Origin of the sequence: Butyrivibrio sp. VCB2006, assembly GCF_000420945.1 — a bacterium.
Taxonomy (GTDB): domain Bacteria; phylum Bacillota; class Clostridia; order Lachnospirales; family Lachnospiraceae; genus Butyrivibrio.
On the sequence record NZ_ATVX01000036.1, the window covers coordinates 1 to 6971 of the forward strand.

General features: G+C 41.3%; 8 protein-coding genes and 1 pseudogene. All 9 read left to right on the forward strand.

What is annotated here, in order from left to right:
• Positions 1-296 (forward strand): annotated as a pseudogene (locus G613_RS19755) (RNA-guided endonuclease InsQ/TnpB family protein); the annotation flags it as partial.
• A 66-nt stretch (positions 297-362) separates the two neighbouring features.
• Positions 363-1202: an alpha/beta hydrolase gene (locus G613_RS0117555; RefSeq protein WP_029233806.1), complete on the forward strand. Its 840-nt coding sequence runs from the start codon at positions 363-365 to the stop codon at positions 1200-1202.
• 51 nt (positions 1203-1253) lie between these two features.
• Positions 1254-2279 (forward strand): S66 family peptidase, encoded by a 1026-nt coding sequence (locus tag G613_RS0117560; protein WP_029233807.1) that lies wholly within the window; start codon positions 1254-1256, stop codon positions 2277-2279.
• A gap of 109 nt (positions 2280-2388) precedes the next feature.
• Positions 2389-2802, forward strand: coding sequence for an EamA family transporter (locus tag G613_RS0117565; RefSeq protein ID WP_027871118.1), 414 nt, complete (start codon positions 2389-2391; stop codon positions 2800-2802).
• Between the two features lie 32 nt (positions 2803-2834).
• Positions 2835-3617 (forward strand): PhzF family phenazine biosynthesis protein, encoded by a 783-nt coding sequence (locus G613_RS0117570; RefSeq protein ID WP_029233808.1) that lies wholly within the window; start codon positions 2835-2837, stop codon positions 3615-3617.
• A gap of 123 nt (positions 3618-3740) precedes the next feature.
• On the forward strand, positions 3741-4355 hold the full coding sequence (locus G613_RS0117575; RefSeq protein ID WP_029233809.1) for a DUF6796 family protein: 615 nt from the start codon (positions 3741-3743) through the stop codon (positions 4353-4355).
• Positions 4356-4466: 111 nt separating this feature from the next.
• The gene (locus G613_RS0117580) at positions 4467-4913 is read left to right on the forward strand and encodes a hypothetical protein (RefSeq protein WP_029233810.1); all 447 of its coding nucleotides are present in this window, start codon (positions 4467-4469) and stop codon (positions 4911-4913) included.
• Between the two features lie 32 nt (positions 4914-4945).
• Positions 4946-5692 (forward strand): alpha/beta fold hydrolase, encoded by a 747-nt coding sequence (locus G613_RS0117585; RefSeq protein ID WP_029233811.1) that lies wholly within the window; start codon positions 4946-4948, stop codon positions 5690-5692.
• Between the two features lie 46 nt (positions 5693-5738).
• Positions 5739-6941, forward strand: coding sequence for an MFS transporter (locus tag G613_RS0117590; RefSeq protein WP_026527378.1), 1203 nt, complete (start codon positions 5739-5741; stop codon positions 6939-6941).
• Positions 6942-6971 lie beyond the last annotated feature (30 nt).

Below are 6971 nucleotides of genomic sequence, written 5' to 3' on the forward strand. Positions count from 1 at the left end.
TAAAGTTTGTTCTCACGGAAGAAAGCTACACATCAAAGGCAGACTTTCTTGCAAAAGACTATATCCCTGTGTATAAAAACAGTTCAGGGAACCACTTTTTCTCAGGAAAGAGGATACAGAGAGGACTTTACAGGCACTACGATGGTACAATAACAAATGCAGACATAAATGGAGCTGCAAACATCTTAAGGAAAGTATTCCCAAAGGTAAGCCAATGGGATAGGGGCATAGTGGACATGCCCTGTTCTGCAGGATGCATAGAGCATCCTACAGGTTCATGCCGCCATGCGGCATAACAGAAACCCTTTCCGACGTGGAGTCGGTGAAGGTAGTTCATTCCAAATATATGTGGGGCTAATGAAATGTACAGTTTTAGTACCAAGGGGATACATAGCAAGCGAATTAAAATAACAGCAAACGGAAGAAGGATTCCGCTGCTGATATTGAGACCCATAAATGAACCTTCAAATGCGCCGGGAGTTATGTGGATTCATGGTGGTGGATATATGACAGGAATGAAAGAGATGGCCTATATTGGACGGGCGGCGGATCTTGTGAGAAATCATGGCGCTGTAGTTATAGCTCCGGGGTATCATTTGTCGCTGTTTCATCCATATCCTACAGCTTTATATGATTGCTATGCCACACTCTTGTATATTAAAGACCATGCTAAAGCACTTGGAATAAACCCAGACCAGATAATGGTTGGGGGAGAGAGTGCGGGAGGTGGATTAACTGCAGCCATCTCAATGTTGGCAAGAGATAAGGGCGAAGTAAAAGTTGCTTTTCAGATGCCGCTATATCCAATGATAGACAATTATGATACAGATAGTTCTAAAAATAATCATTCCAAGGTATGGAATACAAAAAGAAATCATCAGGCATGGGCGGTATACTTGAGGAAAGATGCAAAGAAAGATGTAGCTCCTTATGCTGCACCAGCTCGACAAACAGATTATTCCAACCTTCCACCTGCGTATACGTTTGTCTGTACAGCAGAGCCTTTTTATTGCGAAACTTTGAAGTATGTAAATGATCTTAAGGCTGCAGGAGTAGAGGCTAAAGTCGATATTTACGAAGGGATGTATCATGCCTTTGACATGAACGAACCTAATAACCCGATAAGCAAAGAAGCTATAAAGAACTTTAATGAGGTGTTTGTTTATGCTAAGGAACACTATTTTGCTACACAGGAGCATTAACTTCCAGCATAAACGGTTAAGCAAATCGGCAGTTTGTAGAGGAGGAAATATATGGTTAAGAATGTGGCGATAGTAAGCCTTTCAAGTGGGATAGTCGGGGAATCTTTTGTTGAATTTGAGAAGAATATTGGGATTAAAAGACTTGAAGACTTTGGGCTTAACGTGAAATTTATGCCGCACGCACTGTTAGGACTTGAATATATAAAAGAACATCCGGAGAAAAGAGCCTTAGATCTTTTGGATGCACTAAGAGATCCCGATATAGACATGATACTGTGTGCTATTCGCGGAGATGACACATATCGATTACTTCCATATCTGTTTGAAAACGATGAACTTAAAGAGGCTGTTACAGATAAAATATTTCTCGGTTTTTCTGATACGACAATAAATCACTTTATGCTTCATAAAGTAGGAATGACTACTTTCTATGGACAAGCCTTTTTGCCGGATGTTTGTGAACTGTCTACGGATATGCTTCCATATACCCAAGGCTACTTTCAGGAACTTATTACAACAGGTACCATTCATGAGATAACACCAAGCGACGTATGGTATGAAGAAAGAACTGAGTTCTCGCCTGAAAAAGTCGGGACTTCGACACCTTCACATCCAAATAAAGGCTTTGAACTTCTCCAAGGACAGGCAACTTTCTCGGGAAAGATTCTCGGAGGTTGTATTGATTCGATGTATGACTTTTTTGATGGTGAACGCTATGAAGATATGCCGGTCTTGTGCAAGAAATATCATCTTTTTCCTGATGCAAAGGACTGGGAAGGACGTATTTTATTGCTGGAAACCAGTGAAGAAAAACCATCACCCGAGAAGTACAAAAAGGCTTTGGAGTACTTAAAGTCTACAGGGGTATTTGACGCTGTTTCAGGAGTACTTGTGGGAAAACCTCAAAATGAGATCTATGTAGATGAGTATAAAAAAATATTGGTGGAAGTGATAAGCAATCCGAATCTTCCCATTCTTTTTAATGTCAACATTGGACATGCTACACCTAGATGTATCATTCCTTTTGGTGTTGAAGCTGGTGTTGATGCGAATAATCAGATTATTAGATTTAAATGAAAAAGAGATAAACTCAAATTTGTTCCGATCGTTGGAACATAAAATTTGAATTTATTATTTTGAAACTTTAATTGTCGGAATGAAATATAGATGGGGAGGTTTTAGATATATGTGGATCATATTTGCACTGTTATCTGCAGTATTTGCCGCATTAACCTCAATATTGGCCAAGATAGGAATCGAAGGAGTGGATTCTAATCTGGCTACGGCCATCCGAACCGTGGTAGTGGTTGGAATGGCCTGGATTATGGTATTCATAACTCATGCACAGAGCGGGTTATCGACGATCGGCAAAAGAAGTTGGATATTTCTTATTCTCTCAGGTCTAGCTACGGGTGCTTCGTGGTTATGTTATTACAAAGCATTACAGTTGGGAGAAGCTTCTAAAGTAGTACCTATAGACAAACTCAGCGTGGTGATCACTCTGGTTCTGGCATTTGTGTTCCTGCATGAGCAGTTTACTGCAAAGTCAATTATGGGATGCATCCTGATCGGAGCGGGGACGCTGCTGATGGTAATATAATATTCAGGCATTATCGAACAAGGAGGCAAGTAATGAAGCAATATATTGTTGACGCTTTTACAGACAAGCCGTTTTCCGGAAATCCGGCGGCTGTTTGTGTAATGGATAAATGGCCGAAAGAAGACTTCATGATGAAGCTGGCTATGGAGAATAATCTGAGTGAGACAGCGTTTATTGTTAAGGAGGAACAGGGCTATCACCTCAGATGGTTTACTCCCGGATCCGAAGTTGAACTATGCGGTCATGCTACTCTGGCATCTTCCTTTGTGATATTCAATTACTTTGAGCAGGATAAGGATGTAATAGAATTTAATACTCTCAGCGGAAAACTGACGATTGTTAGAAAAGACAGGCTTTATGAGATGGATTTTCCTACATATGAACAGCAGGAGATACCGGTGACAGATGAAATGGAAAGCGCTTTTGGAGAAAGACCCGTTAAGGCAATACTGGGACCCGATCTTGTATGCATTTTTGAATCTGAAGAGCAGATCCGGAACATGAAGCCGGATCAGAGTAAACTTGCCGGGCTGCCCGGGCGTGGACAGAATGTTACGGCAAAAGGAAAAGATACAGACTGCGTATCGAGGAGTTTCTTTCCCAAACTCTTAGTTCCGGAAGATCCCGTGTGCGGTTCTGCGCATTGCCAGATAGCTGATTACTGGTCAAAAGAATTAGGAAAATCAGAGATTCATGCGTACCAGGCATCGAAGAGAGGCGGGCATCTATATTGTGAACTGCTTGATCATGGGAGAATAAAAATTAGTGGAGAGGCTACCTTGGTTGCTATCTCGGATATCGTTGTTGTTTTTTGACTTTCAGTTTATATGAGGATTGAAAATGGATTACAAGATTAGAAAGGCAGTTCCTGCAGATGAACAGAGAATACGGGATAATTCAAGATAAGAAGTTTGTATTTGAAGTGAGGTAATAATGTGATGAAAATGGTGTTGCTTATCGCATGTGTAGGACATGTGCTATGTGGTATATGTGACTGCCTGCTTGGCTATTCTCCAAGCGGAAGGCTTGATTTAAAATCAGCCCTTAAAGATCCAGTAAAAATGAGAACAACATTTGAAGATATGCCGCTTAAGTGGCCTCTTATATCAATCATTTTAGGAGTTTATGCGATTACGGCATTTGGTTTTGGATATTTGGGATTAAGCAGGTGGATGGAGGATTATTCTAAAATAGCATCTGTAATAATGTACATATCAGCGGTGTTTTTTCTGATATCTATAGTTGTTCATCATATTATTTGTGGACTGGTGGAATGGTTATATGTGAGAATGGGAAGAACGGATGAAGCCAGGACGGTAGCATTAGAGTTTCAGATGAAAACAATAGCAACTATGTTTGTTGGATATCTTGGACTAGTGATTTATGTTATTACATTATTTGTGATGGTAGTGATGGGCAGAACTACTCTTCCTGTTTGGACATGCATTTTTAATACTTTGCCATTAATGCTTTTACTGTCGATTACAAAATTGCCGGCAAAAGGTAATATTGCAGGAGCAATTATGTATTTGGGATTATTTATTTTCTTGTAAATGTTTACCAATAAAAGAAATTGCTGAAGAAGAACTATTTGACCTTCAGATGCTGTGCCCTGTGTAAGATTAATTTCAGTAAAACTGACTAAGCACAGAGAGGTATCTATCATGAAGACAGTTAAAAAGACAAGCATCTTTCCGGCAAGTAAAAAGAAGGTATTCAGCCGCTTGTTGAAATTGAAAACACTTCAATACATTGCATATCCGTATGCAACCTTTACTCCGATGGACGGAGCAGATAGCATGTCGTGGGAGGTCGGAAGTACTTCACGATTTAAGTTTCGGTTGTTCGGCGTTATTCCTTTCGGAACTCATACGATTCATGTGATTCGATTTGGATTGGATGAGGGAATCTATACTCATGAAGGAAATGAGCATGTTCCGACATGGAACCATGAGATCATTCTCGAAGAATTACAGGGAAACAGATGCAGATATACGGATAAAGTTGATATAGATGCCGGCTGGAAAACAATCTTCGTATGGATGTGGGCGAATTGCTTTTATACCCATAGACAGAAAAAGTGGATAAAGCTGCTGAGTCGGAAGATATAATTCCAGTAAAACTTTCCATGGAGAGAAAAAGAATGCAGTTTCATTTATATGGAGATAAAAAGAATAAGACGATACTGGCATTGCACGGAATGCTTTGCGACTGGCAGAAATTCCGGGAATTGCTTAAACCGTTGGAAGAAACATATTATGTCATATATCCCGCAATGACCGGATGCTATGACGGTTCAGAGAATTTTGTTTCTTTTGCAAAAGAAAGTGAGCAGATTGAGGCCTATGTTACGGAGAATCTTGGCGGCGAACTCTATGCCGTTTGGGGCGCTTCTCAGGGTGCAACCGTACTGACAGAGCTTCTTGCAAGAAACAGGATTAGTATAGAAAAAGCAATCCTCGACGGAGTATATCTGGCGCATCAGGGGAAAATATGTGCCAAGCTGGGGCTGAAGGTATTTCTGAAGATGCAGAAAAACGGCGGGCAGATTTCAAAACGAATGCAGGTCGTGAGTAAACTTATGGGACTTGGCAAAGAAGATCTCGCTGAGTTTTCGTTACTGTACTGGGGAAGTAGCAAAGAGTGTATGCAGGCTAATCTTATCGAGAATTATACGTATCGCGTGAATGAAGATATCAGCAAGACCGAAACAAAAGTATATCTCTGGTGTGGCAGCAAGGAACCTTATGCCATAAAATCCCATGAGATTTTGAAAAAGTACTTAAAGAACTATGAAGAACATATTTGGCCGAATGTCGGTCATGGAGTCATGCTGTATTTTTATACGGATGAGTATGTTGATGCAGTAAGAGAAAAATTGAAGGAATAACTTACAGGATAATGAAATAAGCAAATCGGGAGTAGTGGAGTAGAACATGGATAAAAAAAGGGCTTTGTCTGGCGCCATAATATTTATAACCCTGATGGGAATCGTAAGTCTGTTTTCGGACATGACTCATGAAGGCGCCAGAAGCATATTGGGCGAATATCTGAACCTCGCAGGGGCATCCGCTGCAACCATCGGATTTGTGTCCGGTATAGGAGAATTGTGCGGGTATTCACTAAGGCTCATATCCGGATTTATAGCAGATAAAACGAAGAAATACTGGACATTTGTTATCACAGGCTATGTAATACAGGCTCTGGCGATTCCTGCACTGGCACTCGTACCTGAACATGGCTGGATTTGGGCCTGCGGTCTTGTGATCCTGGAGCGTATCGGAAAAGCGATAAAAAAGCCTGCCAAAAACACATTGGTAAGCTTTGCGGCAAGCGAGATCGGAACCGGAAAAGGCTTTGCCTATCAGGAGTTTCTGGATCAGCTTGGCGCGTTTCTCGGACCGGTACTGCTTTTTGTAACAGCTCTTGTAAAAGGTACAGACGACCTTTTTACAACGTATAGGATCTCTTTTGCGATACTGCTTGTTCCTGCAATGATCACCATAGCTCTTGTTTTGACAGCAAAGATAAGATACCCTGATCCGGAGATCTTTGAAAAGCAGGAAGATAAACCGGCAAGCTTTGAATTCAGGAAGTCATTTGTTCTGTTCATGGCGGCCATCTGCTTTTTTGCTTTTGGCTTTGCAGACTTCACCCTGATCACACTTCATTCGGCTAATACCGGAGCATTTAATGAATCCATGCTCAGCCTGCTATATGCTGGGGCAATGGCTGTGGATGCCTTTGCTGCACTATTCTTTGGCTGGCTTTATGATAAGGTCGGGCTGAAGGCTCTGATCATTTCCACACTATGCAGCACATTCTTCTCATGTTTTGTTTTTATGACTGGAAATGCCTGGTTGATCGGAGCTGGGATAATTCTGTGGGGGATTGGAATGGGTGCGCAGGAAAGTATTATGAAAGCAGCTGTCAGCGGAATCGTCCCGCGTTCCATGCGAAGCACCGGTTTCGGAATATTTGAGACAGGATTTGGTATTGCGTGGTTTCTGGGCAGTTGGCTTCTCGGTGCCCTGTATGATTTGAATCCTGTGTATCTTGTCACTGTGTCTGTGGTATCACAGTTTCTGGCGATTGCATTTTATGCTTTATGCCTCCGGTGCAATAAGACAGAGTGTTAACAATTCCAGTTTGTTGGAATGAGCATTATA

What these genes read in the sequence shown, in the direction of transcription:
- G613_RS0117575 (WP_029233809.1), top strand. Translation starts at nt 3,741, where the DNA reads ATGAAAATGGTGTTGCTTATCGCATGTGTAGGACATGTGCTATGTGGT.
- G613_RS0117565 (WP_027871118.1), top strand. Translation starts at nt 2,389, where the DNA reads ATGTGGATCATATTTGCACTGTTATCTGCAGTATTTGCCGCATTAACC.
- G613_RS0117580 (WP_029233810.1), top strand. Translation starts at nt 4,467, where the DNA reads ATGAAGACAGTTAAAAAGACAAGCATCTTTCCGGCAAGTAAAAAGAAG.
- G613_RS0117570 (WP_029233808.1), top strand. Translation starts at nt 2,835, where the DNA reads ATGAAGCAATATATTGTTGACGCTTTTACAGACAAGCCGTTTTCCGGA.
- G613_RS0117585 (WP_029233811.1), top strand. Translation starts at nt 4,946, where the DNA reads ATGCAGTTTCATTTATATGGAGATAAAAAGAATAAGACGATACTGGCA.
- G613_RS0117590 (WP_026527378.1), top strand. Translation starts at nt 5,739, where the DNA reads ATGGATAAAAAAAGGGCTTTGTCTGGCGCCATAATATTTATAACCCTG.
- G613_RS0117560 (WP_029233807.1), top strand. Translation starts at nt 1,254, where the DNA reads ATGGTTAAGAATGTGGCGATAGTAAGCCTTTCAAGTGGGATAGTCGGG.
- G613_RS0117555 (WP_029233806.1), top strand. Translation starts at nt 363, where the DNA reads ATGTACAGTTTTAGTACCAAGGGGATACATAGCAAGCGAATTAAAATA.